This window comes from Nocardia fodinahabitans, from assembly GCF_052983615.1.
This window is the reverse complement of sequence record NZ_JBRJJC010000001.1, coordinates 894,018-917,293: the sequence shown is the minus strand read 5'-3', so window position 1 is coordinate 917,293 and position 23,276 is coordinate 894,018. Positions and strand designations below refer to the sequence as shown.

The 23,276-nt window shown below is 73.1% G+C and carries 1 pseudogene; it reads left to right on the top strand.

The features are described 5' to 3' along the window. Positions 1–261 precede the first annotated feature (261 nt). Positions 262–23,181 (top strand): annotated as a pseudogene (locus NV348_RS04415) (non-ribosomal peptide synthase/polyketide synthase); the annotation flags it as partial. Positions 23,182–23,276: the final 95 nt, after the last annotated feature.

Sequence of the window (23,276 nt, the reverse complement as noted above, 5' to 3'; positions counted from 1 at the left end):
GCGGGTGTCAGGTGTCGGGGTTGACGATGGAGGTCGGGAGATAACCGAGTCATAGCTGGTTGCATGGCGGCGAGCCGGGGGCCGCGATCGTGTCATAGCCGATCGCACTGAGTTCCGGTGGAAGAGGGCGGATTTCGGGCTGGGTGCCCGAGGTGGGCCGCCCCGCGCCGATCCCGTCACCCCGGTGGGTCCGGGGAGTTCCGAGAGTTGTATTGCGGCCGCGTGGCGTCACCTGCGGTCGGTAGATGGAAGGCAGTCCAGATGACCAACACCACTCCGGCGCGCGCGGGAACAGAACAGCTGGCGGCGCTGGTGGCGACGGTCGCGGCGATGGAGCCAGCCCGGATCGCGGTCGAGTTCGACGGCACCTCGGTGTCCTATGCCGACCTCGATGCGCAGCTGACGATGATGGCCGAGCTGACCGGTGGCGCACTGGATCCCGAAACCCTGGTGCAGGTCGTGCTCGCCGAACTGTTCCCCGGTGTGGTCGACGCCGCCGACGGCACGTTCGGGCTGCTGCTGGACGCGCTGGCCGGTGACGCCATGGCCGCGCTGGGGGTGGAGCCGCCGGCGGCGGGGCAGGCGCCGACCCTGGTCGACCGCTTCGCCGAGCAGCTGGCCCGCACGCCCGACCTGGTCGCGGTGCAGTTCGGCGCGCAGACGCTGACCTATGCCGAATTCGACGCCAGGGTGCGGGTGCTGGCGGCGCGGCTGGTCGCGCTCGGCGTGGGACCGGAGGCGCTCGTCGGGCTGGCGATGCGCCGCGGCATCGAGCTGATCGTCGCCGTGCACGCGATCGTGCGCGCCGGTGGCGCGTACGTGCCGCTGGATCCGGATCACCCGGTGGACCGGCTGCACTATGTGCTCGAGGTGGCGCGTCCGGTCGTGGTGGTGACCCGCGCCGCCGACGAGCCCGACCTGAACGGTGCCCCGGTCCTGCGCACCGACGACATCGACTGGACCGTGCCGCCCGTCGAGGTGGACGGTGGCGCGCGGGCGGGCAACACCGCCTATGTCATCTTCACCTCGGGGTCCACCGGCAGGCCCAAGGGCGTGGCGGTCACGCACGGCGCGATCGTGGCGAACCTGGACTGGCGACAGCGCTGCTACGGGATGACCGATGCCGACGTGGTGCTGCAGAAGACGCCCTACACCTTCGACGTGTCGGTGTGGGAGCTGTTCTGGCCCTTGCAGATCGGGGCCCGGCTGGTTGTCGCGGAGCCCGGCAGGCACGGCGATCCCGCCTACCTGGCCGCGCTGATCGCCGAGCACCGGGTGAGCGTCACCCACTTCGTGCCCTCGATGCTGGCCGCGTTCGCCGGTGAGCTGTCCGAGACCACCGCACCGGTGGATCTGTCGTCGCTGCGGATGGTGTTCGCCTCCGGTGAGGCGCTGCCCGCCGCCACCGCGACGCGGTTGCGCAAGCTGTCGGCGACCGCGCTGCACAATCTGTACGGCCCCACCGAGGCGGCGGTCGACGTGACCGCGCACGAGGTGACTGTCGCCGACGAGGTGTCGGTGCCGATCGGCGGTCCCGCCGACGACACCGGTCTGCTGGTGCTCGACGAGAACCTCGACGAGGTGCCCGCCGGTGTGGTGGGCGAGCTGTACCTGTCCGGCGTGCAGCTGGCGCGCGGGTACGTGGCCAGGCCCGGCCTGACCGCCGACCGCTTCGTCGCCAATCCGTACGGCGGGCCCGGCGAGCGGATGTACCGCACCGGTGACCTGGTGCGGCAGCTGCCCGGCGGGGACGAGCTGGAATATCTGGGGCGCACCGACTTCCAGGTCAAGCTGCGTGGCCTGCGGATCGAGCTCGGGGAGATCGAGGCCGTGCTGGCCGCGCATCCCCGCGTCGGCAATGCCGCGGTGGTGCTGCATCGCCATGCCGCCGGTGAGGCGCTGGTCGGCTATGTGGTGAGTGTCGACGGCGCACCGCTCGACGAGGCCGAGCTGGTCGCGCACGCGAAAGCGTCGATGCCGGAATACATGGTGCCCTCGCTGCTCGTGCAACTGCCCGCGATGCCGATCAACGCCAGCGGCAAGCTGGATCGGAAGGCACTGCCGGAGCCCGATTTCCGGGTCGCGGCGGCCGAGTTCCGCGCGCCGGTCAGCAGCACCGAGCGCGCCGTGGCCGCGCTGTTCGGTGACCTGCTCGAGGTCGAGACCGTCGGCCTGGACGACGACTTCTTCCGCCTCGGCGGCAACTCGCTGATCGCCACCCGCGCCATCGCCCGCCTGCAGGCGAATTTCGGTGTCCGGGTGGATGTGCGGGACTTCTTCGACAGTCCGACCGTCGCCGTGCTGGCGAAGCTGGTCGACGGTGGGGCCGTCGACGACCGGCCAGCCCTGGTCGCGGGCCCGCGACCCGAGGTGCTGCCGCTCTCGCCCGCCCAGCAGCGCATGTGGTTCCTGAACCGGTTCGATCCGGAGACCGGCGCCTACAACATCCCGATCGCGGTCCGGCTGTCCGGCGCGCTCGACCTGGACGCCCTGCGCGCCGCCGTCGGCGATCTGATCGCCCGGCACGAGGTGCTGCGGACGGTGTACCCGGAGGTCGACGGGGTCGGAACCCAGCACGTGCTGTCGCCCGAGGCGGCGTTCGATTTGCTTGCCGCCGAGACGAACCCGCCCCTTCCCGCTGCTGGCGCGTTGGCCGGGCCGGGGATCGGTGGTGTGGAGCCGGTGGCGGTGTCGGCGTTGTCCGGCGTGCTCACGCCCGTCAGCGTTGCGCCGCAGGATCTTTCCGAGGTCTTGGCCGCCGTGATTCTGCGCGGGTTCGATGTCACCGCCGCGCCGCCGCTGCGGGCGCGGTTGTACGAGGTCGACGGTGACCACGTGCTCGTGCTGGTGGTGCACCACATCGCCTCGGACGGCTGGTCGGCCGGTCCGCTGGTGCGCGACACCATGACCGCCTACTTCGCGCGGACCCAGGGTGCCGCGCCGGAGTGGGCGCCGCTGCCGGTGCAGTACGCCGATTACACGCTGTGGCAGCGGGCGCTGCTCGGGGCCGAGGCGGAACCCGAATCCAGGGCCGCGCGGGAGATCGCGTTCTGGCGTGGCGCGCTGGCCGGGCTGCCGGACGAGTCGAGCCTGCCGACCGATCGCCCGCGCCCCGCCGTCGCGTCGATGCGGGGTCGCCGGGTCGAGTTCGCGCTCGACACCGAGCTGGTGTCGGCGCTGAATGCCGTTGCCGCCGACCAGGGTGCGACCCTGTTCATGGTGCTGCACGCCGCGCTGTCGGTGCTGATCGCGCGCCTGTCGGGCACCACCGATGTGGCGATCGGCAGCCCGGTCGCCGGGCGTGGCGCCGCCGAGCTCGACGATGTCATCGGCATGTTCGTCAACACCGCGATCCTGCGCACCGAGGTGCGTGGCGGGGAGTCCTTCGCCGATCTGCTCGGCCGGGTCCGCGGCGCCGATCTGGACGCGTTCGACCACACCACCCTGCCGTTCGAGCGCCTGGTGGAGGTGCTCGCGCCGCCGCGTTCGGCGGGTCGCCATCCGCTGTTCCAGGTGGCGCTGTCGCTGCAGAACCTGCCGCCGACCACCTTCGAACTGCCCGGCCTGCGTGCCGCCGCCGTCGACCTGCCCTACGACATCGAGAAGTTCGATCTGTCGGTGACGCTGCGGGAGTCCGACGCCACCGGTCTGTCCGGCGAATTCTCCTACGCCACCGATCTGTTCGACGAGTCCACGGTCGCGCGCATGGTCCGTCGCTTCACCGGCCTGCTCGCCGCGATCGCCGCCGCCCCGCGGACCCCGGTCGCCGACCTGCCGCTGCTGATCGACGCCGAACTCACCGAGCTGACCAGCCGCACCGGCGGTCCGGCCGATCCGTTCCCGCTGCTGCCGCGGGTGCTGGCCGACGCCGCCGCCGACCCCACCGTGATCGCGATCCGCGATGGGGAGCGCACCGTGACCTACGGCGAACTCGACGCCGCGTCCGCGCGCCTCGCCGCGCACCTGACCGGCCTCGGCATCGGCGCGGGTGACCTGGTCGCCGTGAGCATCCCGCGTTCCGCCGACTCCGTCACCGCCGTGTGGGGCGTCGTGAAGTCCGGCGCGGGCTTCCTGCCGGTCGACCCGACCTACCCCGCCGACCGCATCACCCACATGCTCTCGGACTCCGGAGCGGCCGTGGGTATCACCGTCGAGACGGTGCGCGCCGACCTGCCCGCCACCGTGGCGTGGCTCGTGCTCGATGCCGTGGCCGGCGCCGAGCAGCCGGACCGGCCCGGCGCGGACGAGTGGCCTGTCGGCTCCCCGCGCGCAGGGCGGCGCCGCGTGGTGGATCCGCTGGATCCCGCGTATGTCATCTACACCTCCGGCACCACCGGTCTGCCCAAGGGTGTGGTGATTCCGCACGGTGCGGTCGCGGCGTATCTGCCGGTGCAGGCGGAACGGTATGTGGCGTCGGCGGACGCGCGGGTGCTGCATGTGGCCTCGCCGTCGTTCGACATCTCGGTGGCCGAGCTGCTGCTGACCGTCACGGCGGGCGCGACCATGGTGGTCGCGCCGACCGGCGTGTTCGGCGGGGCGGAGCTGGGTGAGCTGCTGCGGGCCGAACGGGTGACCCATGTGATCATCACGCCGTCGGCCCTGGCGACGGTGAATCCGGACGGGCTCGACGCGCTGCGGGTCGTGGTCGTCGGTGGTGAGGCGTGCCCGGCGGAACTGGTGGCGCGGTGGACCGCCGCCATCCCCGGTCTGGTCTTCCGCAACGGCTACGGTCCCACCGAGACCACCATCGTCACCAACATCAGCGAACCCCTCACGGCGACAACGCCGATCACGCTGGGCGCGCCGGTGGAGGGCACTACCGAGCTGGTGCTCGACGAGCGGTTGCGTCCGGTTCCGGCCGGTGTCGTCGGCGAGCTGTACATCGCCGGGGCGCAGCTGGCGCGCGGCTATCACCGCAGGCCCGCGCTCACCGCGGGGCGGTTCGTCACCAATCCCTACGGCGCGCCGGGTGAGCGGATGTACCGCACCGGCGACACCGTGCGCTGGGTGCGCACCGGTGCCACCTGGGACCTGGAGTACCTGGGCCGCAACGATTTCCAGGTGAAGGTGCGTGGCTTCCGGATCGAGCTCGGCGAGATCGACGCCGTCCTCGCCCGGCATGCCACCGTCGACTTCGCCGCCACCCTCGGGCATCGCACCGAGGCGGGCGCGACCGTGCTCGTGTCCTACGTGGTGCCGGTTCCGGGCGCGACCATCGATACCGCGACGCTGATCGCGCACGCCGCCGAACACCTGCCCGCGCATATGGTCCCGGCCGCGATCGTCGTCCTGGACGCGGTGCCGCTGACCCCGGTCGGCAAGCTCGACCGCGCCGCGCTGCCCGCGCCGGTCTTCGAAGCCGCCGCCTATCGCGCGCCGGAGACGCCGGCCGAGCAGGTCGTCGCCGCCGCGTTCGCCGAGGTACTCGGTCTGGAACGGGTCGGCCGCGACGACGACTTCTTCGACCTGGGTGGCACCTCGCTGCTGGCGACCCGCCTGATGGCCCGCCTCGGCACCGACCTCGACATCCGCATCCCGGTCCGCCAGCTCTTCGACACCGCGACGGTGCACGCTCTCGCCGCGGCCGCCGACCGGCTGCGTGGCACCGGAGCCGGCCCCGCCCTCGTCGCGGGCACTCGTCCCGATCCGCTGCCGCTCTCACCCGCCCAGCAGCGCATGTGGTTCCTCAACCGGTTCGACCCCGGGTCGGCCACCGACAACATCCCGATGGCGGTGCGGCTCACCGGGGCACTCGATGTCGCCGCCCTCCAGGCCGCCCTCGTCGACGTGCTGGACCGGCACGAGGTCCTGCGCACCCGCTACCCGGAACGCGACGGACAGGCGATCGCCGAAATCCTGCCCGCGAGCGGTCTCGTCCCCGAGGTGCTGCCGCAGATCGTCACCACGGCGGCGCTCACCGGCGCGGTCCGCGCTTGCGCCACCACGGGTTTCGACCTGACCATCGATGCCCCGATCCGGGCGACGCTGTTCCGTGTCACCGAAGGTGAAGCGGTCGTGGGGCATTCGTCCGCTGCGGCCGTGGTCGACGACTCCCACCCCGACGCGGCGGCATCGATTCCGTTCGTGGGACGTGGCGTGGCGGACGTCGGTGCCGAATCGAGCTCCGGTGACGCCGAATACGTGCTTGTGATCGTGCTGCATCACATCGCCGCCGACGGGTTCTCGTTCGGGCCGCTGATCCGCGATGTGCTCACCGCCTACGGTGCTCGGGCCACCGGGAATGTGCCGCAGTGGGCCGCGCTGACCGTGCAGTACGCCGACTACGCGGTGTGGCAGCACGCGGTGCTCGGCGATGCCGCCGACCCGGAATCGGTGGCGGCGCGGCAGCTGGCGTTCTGGGCCGACGCGTTGGCCGGGGTACCGGAGCAGCTGGAACTGCCTGCTGATCGGACCCGGCCCGCGGTCGCCTCGCGCAGCGGAGCGCTGCACCCGATCACCATCGATGCCGAAACACACCGTGCGCTGGCCGAATTCGCCCGAGCGCAGGGCGTGACCGTGTTCATGGCGGCGCATGCGGTGTTCGCCGTCCTGCTGGCGCGGCTGTCGGCGACCACCGATATCGCGATCGGCACCCCGGTGTCGGGGCGTGGGGACCGGGCCCTCGACGACCTGGTCGGCATGTTCGTCAACACCCTCGTGCTCCGGACCGAGGTCGCCCCCGCGGCCTCGTTCACCGAGCTGCTGGCCCGGGTGCGCGAGACCGACCTCGTGGCCTTCGACCACGCCGACGTGCCGTTCGAGCGGCTGGTCGAGGTGCTCGACCCGGTCCGCTCCACCGCGCGCAACCCGCTGTTCCAGGTGATGCTGTCGCTCAACGAGGACACCCCGCGCGCCCTCGACCTGCCCGGACTCACGGTCGCCGGCCTCGACCTGCCCACCGGCGTGGCCAAGTTCGACCTCGAACTCACCCTCACCGAGCACCGCGACGAGCAGGGCGCGCCGGCGGGCCTGTCCGGCGCGTTCCTCTACGCCACCGACCTGTTCGACCCGACCACCGTCGCCGGATTCGCCACCCGTCTGCACCGCCTGCTCGCCGGTGTCCTCGCGGACTCGTCCCGTCCGGTCGGCGACCTCGACCTGCTCGACCCGGCCGAAGCCGCCGAGGTCCTGACCACCTGGAACGCCACCGACCTGGCCCTGGACGCCGCGGCCACCCTCGCCTCTCTGTTCGCCGACCAGGTCGCCGCTACTCCGGATGCCATCGCGGTGGTCATCGACACCGATCCGGCCGACGAGCCGGTCCCGGGCGATGATCATGGCGCGGAGGAGGGCCGGGCGGACAGCCGTGGCCTCGGCGCGGGCGCGAACTCCGTCGAGTCGCTGACGTACGCGGAATTCGCGAGCCGGGTCCATCGTCTGGCGCGTCACCTCATCGGGGTCGGCGCCGGACCCGGATCGGTGATCGCCGTGGCCCTGCGGCGCGGTCTCGATCAGCTCGTCGCCGTGCACGCCGTGCTCGCGGCGGGTGCCGCGTACGTGCCGGTCGACCCGGATCATCCGGCCGAGCGGACCGCCTACGTGCTGGCGCGGACGGCACCGGTCTGTGTGCTTACGGCTACCGGTCACGGTGTGGCTGTGGGGGAGTCGGTCGTCGAGATCGACACCCTGGATCTGTCGGAGCTCCCGGATCGGCCGATCACCGACGACGAGCGGACCCGCCCGCTGCGACCGGATCACCTCGCCTACGTGCTGTTCACCTCGGGCTCGACCGGCAGGCCGAAGGGTGTGGCGGTGCCGCACCGGGCCGTGGTGAACCAGCTGCTGTGGTTGCAGCGGCAGTACGCGCTCACCGCAAGCGATGTCGTCCTGCAGAAGACCCCGTTCACCTTCGACGCGTCGGTGTGGGAACTGTTGTGGCCGTTGCAGACCGGCGCGCGCCTGGTCCTCGCCACCGCCGACGGGCACCGTGACCCGGCCTACCTGGCCGCCGCGACCGCGCGGCACGCGGTGAGCGTCGTGCAGTACGTGCCGTCGGTGCTGGCCGCCGTCGTCGCCGAGCCGGTGCGCACGGCGAGCCTGCGCCTGGTCTTCGCCGGTGGCGAGGCACTGACCACCGAGCTGGCCCAGCGCGTGCGCACCGCCACCGGTGCGGCGGTGGTGAACCTGTACGGCCCCACCGAAACCGCCGTCCAGGTCACCACCCACGAGGTCGCCGCCGAGCCGACCGCCGCCGCCCCGATCGGTACCCCCGTCGCCAATACCCGGGTGTACGTGCTGGATTCGCGGCTGCGCCCGGTGCCCGCCGGTGTTCCCGGCGAGCTGTACGTGGCGGGCACCCAGCTGGCCGACGGCTATCACGGCCGCGCCGACCTGACCGCCGAGCGCTTCGTCGCCGACCCGTTCGGCGCCGGCGAGCGCCTCTACCGCACCGGCGACCTCGTCGCCTGGCGCACCGGCCCGGACGGCCCGGCCCTGCACTACCTGGGCCGCACCGACTTCCAGGTGAAACTGCGCGGCCTGCGCATCGAGCCCGCCGAGATCGAAGCCGCCCTCGCGTCGGTCCAGGGTGTCGACCGGGTCGCGGTGCTCGTCCGCTCGGACGACGACAGACCGGACCAGCTCGTCGCCTACATCGTGCCTACCCCCACTGCCCCCGCGGGCGATTCGGGCGCCGTCGCCGGTCCGAACTCTGCGGCCGCGGCTCGCGCCGTGTCCGAGCGTCTGTCGCCCGCCGACCTGGATGCCGCCGTGGCGGCGGTGCTGCCGTCGTACATGGTGCCGGGTGCCTATGTCTTCCTCGACGCGCTGCCGATCAACAGCTCCGGCAAGCTCGACCGCCGGGCACTGCCCGCGCCGGAACTGCCGGAACGGGACTACCGCGAACCGGTGACCGCGACCGAGCGGATCGTCGCCGCGACCTTCGCCGAGGTGCTCGGGCTCGACCGGGCAGGCGCCGACGACGACTTCTTCGCCCTCGGCGGCAACTCGCTGCTCGCCACCCAGGTGGCCGCCCGGCTCGGTGCGGCGCTCGACGCCAAGGTGCCGGTGCGGGAACTGTTCGAGGCGAGCACCGTCGCCGGTCTCGCCGTGCGGTTGGACGCGCTGCGTGGCACCGGCAGCAGGCGCGGACCGGTGGCAGGCCAACGGCCGCAGCGGATTCCGCTCTCGCCCGCGCAGCAGCGCATGTGGTTCCTGCACCGATTCGACCCGGACTCCACCGCTTACCACATCCCGGTCGCGATCCGGCTCAGCGGTGAACTCGACACCGACGCGCTTCGCGGTGCCTTGGGTGACCTGGTCGTCCGGCACGAGACGCTGCGCACCACCTATCCCGAATTCGACGGGCAGGCCACCCAGCTCGTCGGCGCGCCGTTCGTCCCGGAACTCGTGGTGACCGAGGTCGACGCCGACGACGTGGCCGCCGCCGTCGGCGCCACGCTCGACGGCGGCTTCGACATCACCACCGAGGTGCCCGTGCGCGCCGCGCTGCTGCGGGTCACGCCGACCGAGCACGTCCTGGTGCTGGTTGTGCACCACATCGCCGCGGACGGCTGGTCGATGGGTCCGCTGACCCGCGACCTGGTCGCCACCTACGCGGCCCGTACCGCCGGCGCCGAGCCGCGCTTGCCCGCGCTCGCCGTGCACTACGCCGACTACGCGCTGTGGCAGACCGAGGGCCTCGGCAGCGCTGACGATCCCGACGCGCCGCTGGCACACCAGCTCGCCTACTGGACCGACCGGCTCGCCGGACTCCCCGACGTGCTCACACTGCCCGCCGACCGCCGCAGGCCGCTGATCGCCTCCCACCGGGGCGCCACCTTCACCACCACCCTCGACGCCGAGCTGCACCGCCGGATCGACCGGCTGGCCCGTGCGCGGCGCGCGACCCCGTTCATGGTGCTGCACGCCGGGCTGGCGGTGCTGCTGGCGCGTCTGTCCGCGGGCACCGACATCGTCGTCGGCACGCCGGTGGCCGGGCGCGGGCATCGCGAACTCGACGACATCGTCGGCATGTTCGTCAACACCCTGGTGCTGCGGGCGAACGTGCCCTCGGCCGCGCCGTTCAGCGCACTGCTCGACGACATCCGCGTGGGCGACCTCGATGCCTTCGACCATGCCGACGTGCCGTTCGAAAGCCTCGTCGACGCGGTCAACCCGGCTCGCTCCCAAGGCTATTCGCCGCTGTACCAGGTGTCGCTGGCGATGCAGAACCAGCGCACCACGGCGTTCGAGCTGCCCGGCCTGACCCTGTCCGGGCTGACCCTGCCGGACGCGCCGATCGAAGTGGACCTGGATTTCACCTTCGTCGACCACTATGCCGCCGACGGCACGGCCGACGGCCTCGATCTCGAACTGCGCTACGCCACCGACCTTTTCGACGCCGACACGATCGCGGAACTGGTCGGCATGCTCGAGCGGGTGCTGCGCGCCGCCGTCACCGCCCCCGGTACCGCCGTCGGCGACCTCGCCGTGCTCGACGACAGCGATCGCGCGCGCCTGCTCGCGGGTCCGCACGGTGACGTCGTACCGCTCGATCCGGTCCTCGCCGAACTCGGCCTGCGCGCTCCGCTGGCCGCGCATCTGCTGGACGCGGCCGCCGCCCGTGACCCGCACGCCCTCGCCGCCGTCTTCGACGGCGACGAGATCACCTACGGCGCGCTCGCCGCCCGCGCGAACCGGCTCGCGCGCAGGCTGATCGACTGCGGCGTCGGTCCCGAGACCCCGGTCGCGGTCGCGGTGCCGCGTGGCATCGAGCTGCTGGTGGTGTTGCACGGCGTGCTCGCCGCCGGCGGCGTGTACGTGCCGATCGACCCGGCCCAGCCCGCCGATCGCGTCGGGCACGTGCTCGAGACCGCGGCGCCGCGTCTGGTCGTCGCCGCGTCCGTGGGTGATCTCGACCATGTCGACCGCGGCATCCGATCCGCCATGGCCTCCACGCATTTCGCCGCGGCCTCGCGCTCCGGGTTCCCGGTGCTGACCCTCGCGCAGCTCGAGGACCCCGCGCAGCCCCCGGTCCACGGCGGCCCGGTCACCGACGCCGAACGCCTCGCCCCGCTGCACCCCGAGCACCCCGCCTATGTGCTGTTCACCTCCGGCTCCACCGGTCTGCCCAAGGGCGTGCTGGTCTCGCACCGGGCCGTGGTCAACGAACTGTGCTGGCTGCGTGGCGAATACGATCTGACCGCGGCCGATCGGCTGCTCCAGCGCGCGCCGCTGACCTTCGACGTCTCGCTGTGGGAGCTGCTGTGCCCGGCGCTGCTCGGGGCCACCCTGGTCCTGCTGCGGCCCGGCGGTCACCTCGACCTCGCCTATCAGGCGCGGGTGGTGCGCGAACAGCGCGTCACCATCGCCGAATTCGTCCCGTCGGTGCTGGCCGCGATGCTCGCCGAAGGTTTGGCCGAGGACCTGAGCGGGCTGCGGATGCTGCACCTGGGCGGCGAGGAGCTGCCCGCCGCGCTGGCGGCCACCGTGCTGGCCACCGTGCCCGCCGAGCTGCACAACACCTACGGCCCGACCGAGGTGACGATCACCAGCACCTTCCAGCAGATCACCGCGCCGGTCGAGCAGACCGAGCTGCCGATCGGCAGGCCGAGCTGGAACGTGCGCGCCTACGTGCTCGACGAGCGGCTGCACCCGGTGCCCGCCGGGGTCGCGGGTGAGCTGTATCTGGCGGGCGACCAGCTCGCCCGCGGCTACCTGGGCAGGCCGGACCTGACCGCCGACCGCTTCGTCGCCGACCCGTACGGCCCGGACGGTGGGCGCATGTACCGGACCGGCGACCTGGTGCGCCGCGATCGTGCCGGTGCGCTGGTATATCTGGGCCGCAACGACTTCCAGGTCAAGATCCGTGGTCTGCGGATCGAGCTGGGCGAGATCGAAGCCGCCCTCGGCGACGCTCCCGGCGTCACCCACGCGACCGTGGTCCCCGCGACCGACGACGCCGGACGCCAGTGCCTGGTCGCCTACGTCGCCGGTGCGGTCGACCCCGCCGTGGTGCGCGCGCACGTCGCGAGCCGGGTGCCCGCCTACATGGTGCCCGCCCACCTGGTGGTGCTCGACACCGTCCCGCTCAACTCCGCGGGCAAGCTGGACCGGGCCGCGCTCCCGGCCGCCGACCTGTCGGTCACCACCGCCTACGTGGCGCCGCGTCCGGGCGCGCAGGCCGCGCTCGCCGCCGTGGTGGGCGAGCTGCTCGGGCTGGCCCGCGTCGGCGCCGACGACGACTTCTTCGACATCGGCGGCAACTCGCTGCTCGCCATGCGGCTCGTCGCCCGTGCCAACGCGGCGCTGGGCAGCGCGCTCGACGTGCGTGATGTGTTCGACGCCCCGACCGTCGCCGGACTGGCCGCCCGCACCGCCACCCACGGCGAGGCGCTGCCGCCGCTGACCGTGGTGGACCCGCGTCCTTCCCGGATCCCGTTGTCGCTGGCCCAGACCCGCCTGTGGCTGCTGAACCGGATCGACCCCGGCTCCGCCGTCTACACCCTCCCGATCGCCCTGCGCCTGACCGGCGACCTGGACACCGACGCGCTGTGGGCCGCACTGGGCGATGTACTCGCCCGGCACGAATCGCTGCGGACCGTCTTCCCCGAAGACGCCGACGGGCCGACCCAGGTGGTCCTTCCCGTCGACCGGGTGCTGCCGCCCGCCGTCGTCGGCGACGTCGCCGAGGCGGACCTGGCCGACGCGGTGCGCGAGATCATCGGGGCCGGCTACGACCTGACCACCCAGCCGCCGGTCCGCGCCGCGTTGCTCCGGCGGACGAACACCGAGGAAGGGCGGGTCAGCCGGACCGACGGTGGTGTGCTCGGTGGGTTGGTGAACAGCGACGCCGGCGAGGTGGTCGGGAACGGAGCGAGGCGTGCGGCCGGCGATGTCGAGCATGTGCTCGTGCTCGCCGTGCATCACATCGCCGCCGACGGTGTGTCGACCACGCCGCTGGCCCGGGACCTGATCACCGCCTATGCCGCGCGCAGCGCGGGGCACGCGCCGGTGTGGGCGCCGCTGCCGGTGCAGTACCCCGACTTCACGCTGTGGCAGCACGCGGTGCTCGGCGACGCCGCCGATCCGGCCTCGCGGCTGGCGCGGCAGCTGACGCACTGGCGCGAGGAATTGGCCGGGCTCGCACCGGCGCTGGAACTCGCCACCGATCGGCCGCGGCCCGCCGTGCGGACCGGCGTCGGCGGGTCCGTCGGTTTCGATGTGCCCGCCGACGTGGTGGCCGGGATCGAGGAACTGGCCCGCCGCCACGGCGTCTCCACCTTCATGGTGGTGCACGCGGCGTTCGCGGTGCTGCTGTCGCGGCAGGGAGCCGGTGCCGACATCGTGGTCGGTACGCCGGTCGCGGGCCGGGCCGATGCCGCGCTCGACGATCTGGTCGGCATGTTCGTCAACACCCTCGTGCTGCGGACCACGGTCGACGCGGGCGCCGGGTTCGCCGAGCTGCTCGCCCAGGTGCGCGCCGCCGACCTGCGCGCCTTCGCCCACGCCGATCTGCCGTTCGAGCGCCTGGTCGACGAGCTGAATCCGGCCCGCTCGACCGCGTATTCGCCGATCGTGCAGGTGATGCTGGCGTTCGAGCACCGGGACGACACCAGCATCGACCTGCCCGGTCTGCGGATCGGCGAATTCGCCCTGCCCGCCGCGACCACCCAGTTCGACCTGTCGCTGGCGATCAACGAGATCGCCGGCACCGCGGGCGAACCCGGTCTCCGTGGCTGGCTGCGCTATGCCACCGATCTGTTCGACGAAGCCACCGTCGTGGCCTTCGGCGAGCGCTTCGTGCGCGTCCTCACCGCGGTGGTCGCCGACGAGGCGCGGCCGGTCGGCGAGATCGACCTGCTCGACCCCGCCGAGACCGCCCAGCTCGCGGCGTGGAACGACACCGCCGCCGCGCTGGACACCGAGGCGACGCTCGTCTCGATGTTCGCCGCGCAGGCCCGGCGCACACCCGACGCCATCGCCCTCGACTTCGAGGGACAGCGGATCACCTACGGCGAGTTCGCCGTTCGGGTCGCGCGTACGGCGCGGTTCCTGATCGCCGAAGGCGTCGGTCCCGGCGCTGTCGTCGGGGTGGGTCTGCGCCGCGGCATCGACCTGCTGGTCGCGATCTACGCCGCGCAGGCGGCCGGCGCGGCCTACCTGCCGCTGGACCCCGACCATCCGGCCGACCGGATCGCCGAGGTGCTCGCGACCGCCGCGCCGGTGTGCGTGCTCGCCGGCGCCGGCTTCCCCGAGACCGCCACCCGCACGCTCGATCCCGCGGATCCGGACCTGTCCGGGTTCGCCACCGACCCGATCACCGACGCCGACCGGATCCGCCCGCTGCGCGCCGCCGACCTGGCGTACGTGCTGTTCACCTCGGGATCGACCGGCAAGCCGAAGGGCGTGGCGGTCAGCCACACCGCGATCGTCAACCGCCTGGTCTGGATGCAGGACGCGTACCGGCTCGACGCCGACGGCATCGTGCTGCAGAAGACGCCGATCACCTTCGACGTGTCGGTGTGGGAGCTGTTCTGGCCCTTGCAGATCGGCGCCACGCTGGTGATCGCCCGGCCCGACGGGCACCGCGATCCCGCCTATCTGGCCGAGCTGATCACCCGCACCGGCGTCGATGTCGCGCACTTCGTGCCGTCGATGCTGGCCGCGTTCCTCGCCGAGCCACGGGCCGCCGACTGCGGGTCGCTACGCCAGGTGTTCGCCTCCGGTGAGGCGCTGCCCGCCGCCGACGCCCAGCGACTGCGCGCGCTGGTGCCCGGGGTGGCCGTGCACAACCTGTACGGACCGACCGAGGCCGCCGTCGACGTCACCTTCCACGAGGTCACCGACGCCGACACCGTCACCGTGCCGATCGGCGCGCCCGTCGCCAATACCGCCCTGCACGTGCTCGACGCCCGCCTGCGGCCCGTGCCGGTCGGCACCCCTGGTGAGCTGTACCTGGCCGGTGTCCAGCTGGCCCGTGGCTACCTGGCCCGCCCCGACCTGTCGGCGGACCGCTTCGTCGCCAACCCGTACGGGACCCCCGGCGAGCGCATGTACCGCACCGGCGACCTCGTCGTGCGCACCCGCACCGGGGAACTGGAATACCTGGGCCGCACCGACTTCCAGGTGAAACTGCGCGGCCTACGCATCGAACTCGGCGAGATCGAAGCGATCCTGTCCGGCCTCGACACCGTCGACCGCGCCGTCGTCACCGTCCGTGACGACGGCACCGGCGACTACCTCACCGCCTACCTCGTCCCCGCGAGCACGGGTAGCGCTCGTCCGGCCGCGAACGGCGAGACACCCGCTCCTGCCGACGCGATCGACGCTGGAGCACCGGCCACGCCGGGCCACGGTGTGGACCTCCCGGACGTGGCTGCGAACCGCGCCCGGTCGGCCGGTCGCGCGGTCGACCTCGAGCTGGTGAAAACAGCTCTGCAGCAGGCGCTCCCGGCCTACATGGTGCCGAGTGCCTACGTGGTGCTCGACACGCTGCCGGTGAACGCCTCCGGCAAGCTGGATCGGCGGGCCCTGCCCGCTCCCGAGCTCATCGCACGCGAATTCCGCGCTCCGGCAACGCCGTCGGAGCAGCTGGTGGCCGGGGTGGTCGCGGAGGTGCTCGGCCTCGATCGGGTCGGCGCCGACGACGACTTCTTCGATCTCGGCGGCAACTCGCTCATCGCGACCCGGGTCGCCGCTCGGCTCGGCGCCGCGCTGGACCGGCAGGTGCCGGTGGCGCGGATCTTCGAGACCCCGGTGGTGGCCGCGCTGGCCGCCGCGCTCGACAGTGCCGAGGGCGGGGCCCGGCTGGCGCTGGTGGCGGGGGAGCGGCCCGCCGTGCTCCCGCTCTCACCCGCGCAGCAGCGGATGTGGTTCCTCAACCGGTTCGATCCCGATTCGGCCGGGTACAACGTGCCGATCGCGGTGCGGCTCAGTGGAGTTCTCGATGTCGACGCGCTCGCCGCGGCCGTCGGCGATCTCGTCGAGCGCCACGAAGTGCTGCGCACGTACTACCCCGAGACCGCCGACGGCCCGGTGCAGGAGATCCTGTCCGCCGCCGAAGCCGGTGTCGCCCTGCGGGTGCGCGAGATCGCGGCCGATCAGGTCGTCGCGGCGGTCACCGAGCTGGCCGCGACCACCTTCGACGTGACGGCGGGGGTGCCCTGGCAGGTCGTGCTGTACCGGCTCACCGGTGGACAGTCGGCGGACCGAGACCACACCGGGGCCTCGGCTGCGGTGTCCTCGGACACCGACGAGGCCGTGCTGGCCCTGGTCGTGCACCACATCAGCGCGGACGGCTCGTCCGTGCCGCCGCTGGTGCGCGACCTGATGACCGCCTACCTGGCCCGTCGCGACGGCGCCGCCCCGCGCTGGACGCCGCTGCCGGTGCAGTACGCCGACTACGCGCTGTGGCAGCGCGCGGTCCTCGGTGACGAAGCCGACCCCACCTCGGTGGCCGCCCGCCAGCTCGACTTCTGGCGCGGCGAACTCGCCGACCTCCCGGACGAACTCGCCCTCCCGCTGGACCGCCCGCGCCCGGCCGTGCGCACCCTCACCGGTGGCACCGTGCCGGTCACCCTCGACGCGGCCACCCATGCCCGGCTGACCGAGCTGGCCAGGGAGTCCGGCGCGACGCTGTTCATGGTCGTGCACACCGCGTTCGCGGCCCTGCTCGGACGGCTCTCCGGCAGCGCCGACATCACCGTCGGCACCCCCGTGGCCGGGCGTGGTGAGGCCGCGCTGGAAGACCTGATCGGCATGTTCGTCAACACCCTGGTGTTCCGCACCCGCCTGGTGGCGGGGGAGACGTTCGGTCAGCTGCTGGCTCGCCAGCGCGCCACCGACCTCGCCGTGTACACCCACGCCGACGTGCCGTTCGAGCGGCTCGTCGAGGTGCTGGACCCGGCCCGCTCCACCGCCAGGCACCCGCTGTTCCAGGTGGGTTTCTCGTTCCAGAACTTCGAGCGCGCCGAACTGGCGCTGCCCGGGATCACGGTGTCCGCGCTGGACACCGACAGCGAGCTGTCCCAGTTCGACCTGCACCTGATCGTCAGCGACGACTACGCCGCCGACGGGGCTGCCGCGGGTGTCACGGGCGTGCTCACCTACGCCGACGACGTCGTCGACACCGAGACCGCGGCGGCGATCGCGGGCCGCCTGGAACGGCTGCTCACCGCTGTCGCCGCGGCGCCGCACACGCCGCTGGACAGCATCGATGTGCTCGAGCCCGCCGAGCGGACCCGCATCCTCACCGAGTGGAACGACACCGCGCACCAGCTCGACCGCACCGCGACACTGCTCACCCCGTTCCACGACCGGGTGCGCGAGACCCCCGGGGCGACCGCGCTCGTGTTCGAGAACACCGAGCTGACCTACGCCGAGCTCGACACCCGGGTCAACCGCCTCGCCCGGCACCTCCTCGTCGAGGGTGTGGGCCCCGATGTGCTGGTGGCCCTGGCTATCCGGCGCTCGATCGACCTCGTGGTCGCCATGTACGCGGTGCTCACCGCGGGCGGCGCGTACGTCCCGGTCGACCCGGATCACCCGGCCGAGCGCACCGCCCAGGTGCTCGACACCGCGCGCCCCCACCTGGTTCTCACCACCGCGCGGGACTACTTCGATCGGCAGTCGTCGACGGGAACCGGCATCGCGGCCATGGCGTCGCCCGCTCCCCGGATCGTCGTCGTCGATACCGTCGATACGTCCGGCTACTCGGCGGATCCGGTGGCCGAATCCGAACTCCGTGCACCCCTGCGGGATTCGAACCTCGCCTACGTGCTGTTCACCTCCGGCTCGACGGGCAGGCCCAAGGGCGTGGCGATGAGTCACGCGGGTGTGCGCAACCAGATCGCGTGGCTGCTCGCGCAGTACCGGATCGACGGCGACGACGTGTATCTGCAGAAGTCCGCCGCCGGGTTCGACCTGTCGGTGTGGGGATTCTTCGCCCCGCTGGCCGCGGGCGCCACGCTGGTGCTCGCCACCCCGGACGGACATCGCGATCCGCTGTATCTGGCCGATCTCGTCGCCGCGCGGGGGATCACCGTCGCCGACTTCGTGCCGTCGATGCTGGCGATGTTCGCCGCGCACGCCGACGCGCGTCAGCTGGCGAGCCTGCGGCTGGTGTTCGCGATCGGCGAGGCGCTGACCCCGGACACCGTGGCCGCGCTCGGCGCGAAATCGGCCGCGGCCGTGCACAACCTGTACGGACCCACCGAGGCCGCCGTCTCGGTCACCGCCTGGCCCGCCGACGGCGCCACCGGGCAGACCGTGCCGATCGGTGTGCCCGAATGGAACACCAGGGTCTACGTGCTCGACGAGCGGCTGCGGCCGGTCGCCCCCGGCGTCGCTGGTGAGCTGTACCTGGCCGGCGAGCAGCTGGCCCGCGGCTACCTCGGTCGCCCCGACCTCTCGGCCGACCGGTTCGTCGCCGACCCGTTCGGCGCGGCGGGCGAGCGCATGTACCGCACCGGCGACCTCGTGCGCTGGAACCGCGACGGTGTCCTGAGCTACCTGGCGCGCATCGACTTCCAGGTGAAGTTCCGTGGCCAGCGCATCGAGCTCGGCGACATCGAGACCGCGCTGGGTGGTCTGCCACAGGTCAGCCAGGCCGCGGTGGTGGTGTCGGCGAGTCCGACCGGCGACCGGCTCGTCGGCTACGCGGTGCCGGTGCCCGGCGCCGAACTCGAGGCCGCGCAGCTGCGTTCGGCCCTGGCGACGGTGTTGCCGTCGTACATGGTGCCGTCGGTGATCGTCGTGCTCGACGCGTTCCCGCTCAACACCTCCGGCAAGCTCGACCGGAAAGCCCTGCCCGCACCGGAATTCGTCGCCAGGCCGTTCCGGGCCCCGGTCACCCCGGCCCAGCGCGCGGTCGCCGAGGTCTTCGGCGAGGTACTCGGCCGCGACCTGGTCGGTCTCGACGACGACTTCTTCGAGCTCGGCGGCAACTCGCTCATCGCCACCAGGGTCGCCGCCCGCCTCGGCGCGGCACTGTCGGCCCGGGTGCCGGTGCGCACCCTGTTCGAGGCGACCACCGTCGCCGACCTGGCCGACGTCCTCGCCGGCCGGATGGGCAGCGGCGCGGGCATCGCGCTGAGCGCCGCGCGGCGCCCGCACCCGATCCCGCTCTCGGCGGCGCAGCAGCGCATGTGGCTGCTCAACCGCCTCGATCCGGCGTCGGCGGCCTACAACATCCCGATCGCGGTGCGGCTGCGTGGCGATGTGGACGCCGCGGCGCTGGCCGCCGCCGTCGCCGATGTGCTCGACCGCCACGAGGTGCTGCGCACCGCGTACCCGGCGATCGACGGCATCGGCCACCAGGCGGTGTGGCAGTTCGTGCCGACCCCGGTCGTGGAGACCGTCGACCCGATCGCGGTGCCCGCGATGGTCGCCGCCGAGATCGGCCGTGGCTTCGACGTCACCGTCGCGCCGCCGGTGCGGGTGCGGGTGCTGCGTTGCGCGCCCGACGAGGTGGTGCTGGTCGTGGTGATCCACCACATCAGCGCCGACGGCTTCTCCGCCGGTCCGCTGCTGCGCGACACCACCGCGGCCTACCTGGCCCGGCGTGCGGGCGTCGACCCCGGGTGGGCGCCACTGGCGGTCCAGTACGCCGACTACACGCTGTGGCAGCGCGAGGTGCTGGGCAGCGAGGCCGACCCCGAGTCGGTCGCCGCCCGTCAGGTCCGGTTCTGGCGCGACGAACTGGCCGGGCTGCCCGGCCTGCTCGAGCTGCCCGCCGACCGGCCGCGTCCCGCGGTCGCCTCGCAGCGTGGCGCGAGCGTGGACACCGTGGTGCCGCCGCGGATCTGGCAGCGGGTCGGGCAGCTGGCCCGGCGTGCCGACGCCAGCCCCTTCATGGTCGCCCACGCGGCGCTGGCCGGGCTGCTGGCCCGGCTCAGCGGCACCGGGGACATCGCCGTCGGCACGCCCGTCGCGGGGCGCGGCGAGGCGGCGCTCGACGATCTGGTCGGCATGTTCGTCAACACCCTGGTGTTGCGCACCGCGGTCGACCCGGCCGCGTCGTTCACCGACCTGCTGCGTCAGGCCCGCCGCGTCGACCTCGACGCGTTCGAGCACGCCGACGTGCCGTTCGAGCGGCTCGTCGATGTGCTCGACCCGGTCCGCTCCACCGCGCACAGCCCGCTGTTCCAGGTGATGCTCGCCTTCCAGAACCTGGACGCCGCGCCCACCGACGTCAGCCTGCCCGACCTCACCGTCACCGGGCTCGACACCGACACCGCCGTCGCCAAGTTCGACCTGGACCTGGTGCTCGCCGACACCGCCGACGGCGGCTGCGCGCTGAGCCTCACCTACGCCACCGACCTGTTCGACGCCGCCACCGCGGCCCGGATCGCCGACGGCTACGTGCGGGTCCTCGACGCCGTCACCGCCGACCCGGCTCGCTCGATCGGCGAGGTCGACCTGCTGACCGACGCCGATCGGCGCCTGCTCGAAACCTGGTGTGACACCGCGTATCCGGTGGTCGCCGAGGTGCTGCCGGTCGCGTTCGACCGGCAGGCCGCCGCGACGCCGACGGCGATCGCGCTCATCGACGGCGACGTCTCGCTCACCTACGCCGACTTCGCGGCCAGGGTGAACCGGCTCGCCCGCCACCTCGTCGACCAGGGCGTCGGACCGGACACGGCGGTCGCCGTCGCCGCGCGCCGCTCGCCCGACCTGCTGGTCGCGGTGCACGCCGTGCTCGCCGCCGGTGGCATCTACGTGCCGGTCGACCCGGATCATCCGGCCGAGCGGATCACCCGCGTCCTGCGGATCGCGCAGCCGGTGTGCGTGCTGACGACCGCCCGCGACCGCGCCGACCTGCCGGTCCTCGGTTCCCCGGTGGACGGGGTCGACGTGGTGGTGGCCGACACGGTCGACCTCACCGGCTACCCGGCCGGTCCGCTCACCGATGCCGAGCGGGTGCAGCCGCTGCTGCCCGAGCACACCGCGTACGTGATCTTCACGTCCGGATCCACCGGTCTGCCCAAGGGCGTCGGGGTGCCGCACCGCGCCGTCGTCAACCAGCTCGACTGGATGGCCACGGAATTCGGCTTCGCCGCGGGCGACACCGTGCTGCACAAGACACCGGTCACCTTCGACGCGTCGATCTGGGAGCTGCTGCTGCCACCGCGCGTCGGCGCCCGCACGGTCATCGCCCGCCCCGGCGGACACGGCGACCCCGGCTACCTGGCCGCCTTGATCGCCGAGCACGGTATCGACACGGCGCAGTTCGCGCCGACCTTGCTCGCGGCGTACCTCGCCGAACCCGCGGCGCGGCCGACGGCAGCCGATCCGGCGCGGAACGGCAGTGCGAGCCTGGCACTTCCGATGAGCGAAGGCGATCGACCGGCCGTCGGCGACGATGTGCGCACAGCGACGGTCAGTGCCTCAGCCGCCGGTCCGGTGCGAGATGGCGTCGTCGACTCGGCCCCTCCGCGGCGCGAGGGCGCTCGGCCCGTCGCCGGCGACGATGTGCTGCCGGTGGCCGTCAGTGCTCCGGCCGCGGACCCGGTGACGGCCGCGGCGGGACTGCGGCGGGTGTTCGCCGGTGGTGAGGTACTGCCCGCCGCGCTGGCACAGCGGACCCGCGACGTGACCGGTGCCCAGGTGATCAACCTGTACGGGCCGACGGAAACCGCCGTGCAGGTGAGTACCCACGTGGTGGGCGACGCCGACACGGTGTCGGTGCCGATCGGCGCGCCGGTGTGGAACACCGGGCTCTACGTGCTCGACGCGCGGCTGCGGCCGGTGCCCCCCGGGGTGACCGGCGAACTGTACGTCGGCGGTGCGCAACTCGCGCACGGCTATGTCGGCGCGGCCGGGCTCACCGCCGAGCGTTTCGTGCCGGACCCGTTCGCGGGTCCCGGCGCGCGGATGTACCGGACCGGTGATCTCGTCCGCCTGCGGACCGGCGAGACCGGTGCGGCCGCACTCGACTACGTGGGTCGCGGCGACCTCCAGGTCAAGCTCAACGGGCAGCGCATCGAACTCGGCGAGGTGGAAGCCGCGCTGCTGCGCCACCCCGGCGTCGCGCAGGCCGCGGCCGCCGTGGTGGCGGGCGCGGGCGCGGACCGGCTCGTCGGGTATGTCGTCGCCGAATCGACCGGGACGCAGGGCGATTCGCCCGATCCGGGCGCCGTGCGCGCAGCACTGGCCGCCGAACTGCCCGGGTACCTGGTGCCCACCGTGGTGCTCGTCCTCGACGACTTCCCGGTCAACACCTCCGGCAAGCTCGACCGCGCCGCCCTGCCCCGGCCGGAACTGCGCCAGGCCGCCTACCGCGGCCCGGTCACCGAGACCGAACAGCTCGTCGCCGGTGCCTTCGCCCGGGTCCTCGACCTGGACCGGATCGGCATGGACGACAACTTCTTCGACCTCGGCGGCAACTCGCTGACCGCGGTCCAGCTGTCCGCGCGGTTGAGCGAGGCACTGGGCGTCGCGGTGCCGGTGGCGTGGTTCTTCACCGACCCGACACCCGCCGTGGTCGTGGAACGGTTGCGCGCCGAGGACGACGCGGCCGACGACGCGTTCGCGGTGCTGCTGCCGCTGCGCGCGCACGGCACCGGCGCGCCGCTGTTCTGCATCCATCCCGTGGGCGGCGTGTCCTGGTCGTTCGCCGGCCTGACCCGCCACCTCGACCCCGAGCGCCCGATCTACGGTCTGCAATCGCCCGCCCTCACCGCGGACGAACCGCTGCCCGGCACCATCGACGCCTGGGCCCGGCGCTACGTCACGGCCATCCGCGAAGTCCAGCCCGAGGGGCCGTACCACCTGCTCGGCTGGTCGCTGGGCGGTCTGCTCGCGCACGCCGTCGCCACCCGGCTGCAGGCCGAGGGCGCCGAGGTCGCGCGGCTGGCGATGATGGACAGCTGGCTCGGCGCCGGACCCGAGCGGACGCCGCTGCCGACCGTCGGCGACCTGCTCGGCGGCCTCGCGGGCGAGGACATCGACGCGGCCTTCGACGCCGACGGCCTCGCCGCCGCGGCGGCCGACCTCGGCGGACCGCTGGCCGCGCTCGACCGGACCCGCCTGGCCCGCATCATCGACGCCGCCACGGCCTCGATGACGATGGTCGACGCCTACCGGCCCGAGCGCTTCGACGGCGACCTCGTCTACTTCGCGGCCACCGTCGACGACCCCACCGGCGCGCACGGCGCGGCGAGCTGGGCCGGCGTCATCGGCGGCGATGTGCACCGGTACGGGATCGAGGCCACCCACTGGGCGATGGCGGGCGAGGCCGCGCTGGCCCGGATCGCCACCGTGCTCGACGCCGCCCGGCCGGCGGACGGGGACCTCGGAGCGGCGAGGGCCGATGCGCGAGCGGGGGTGCGGGG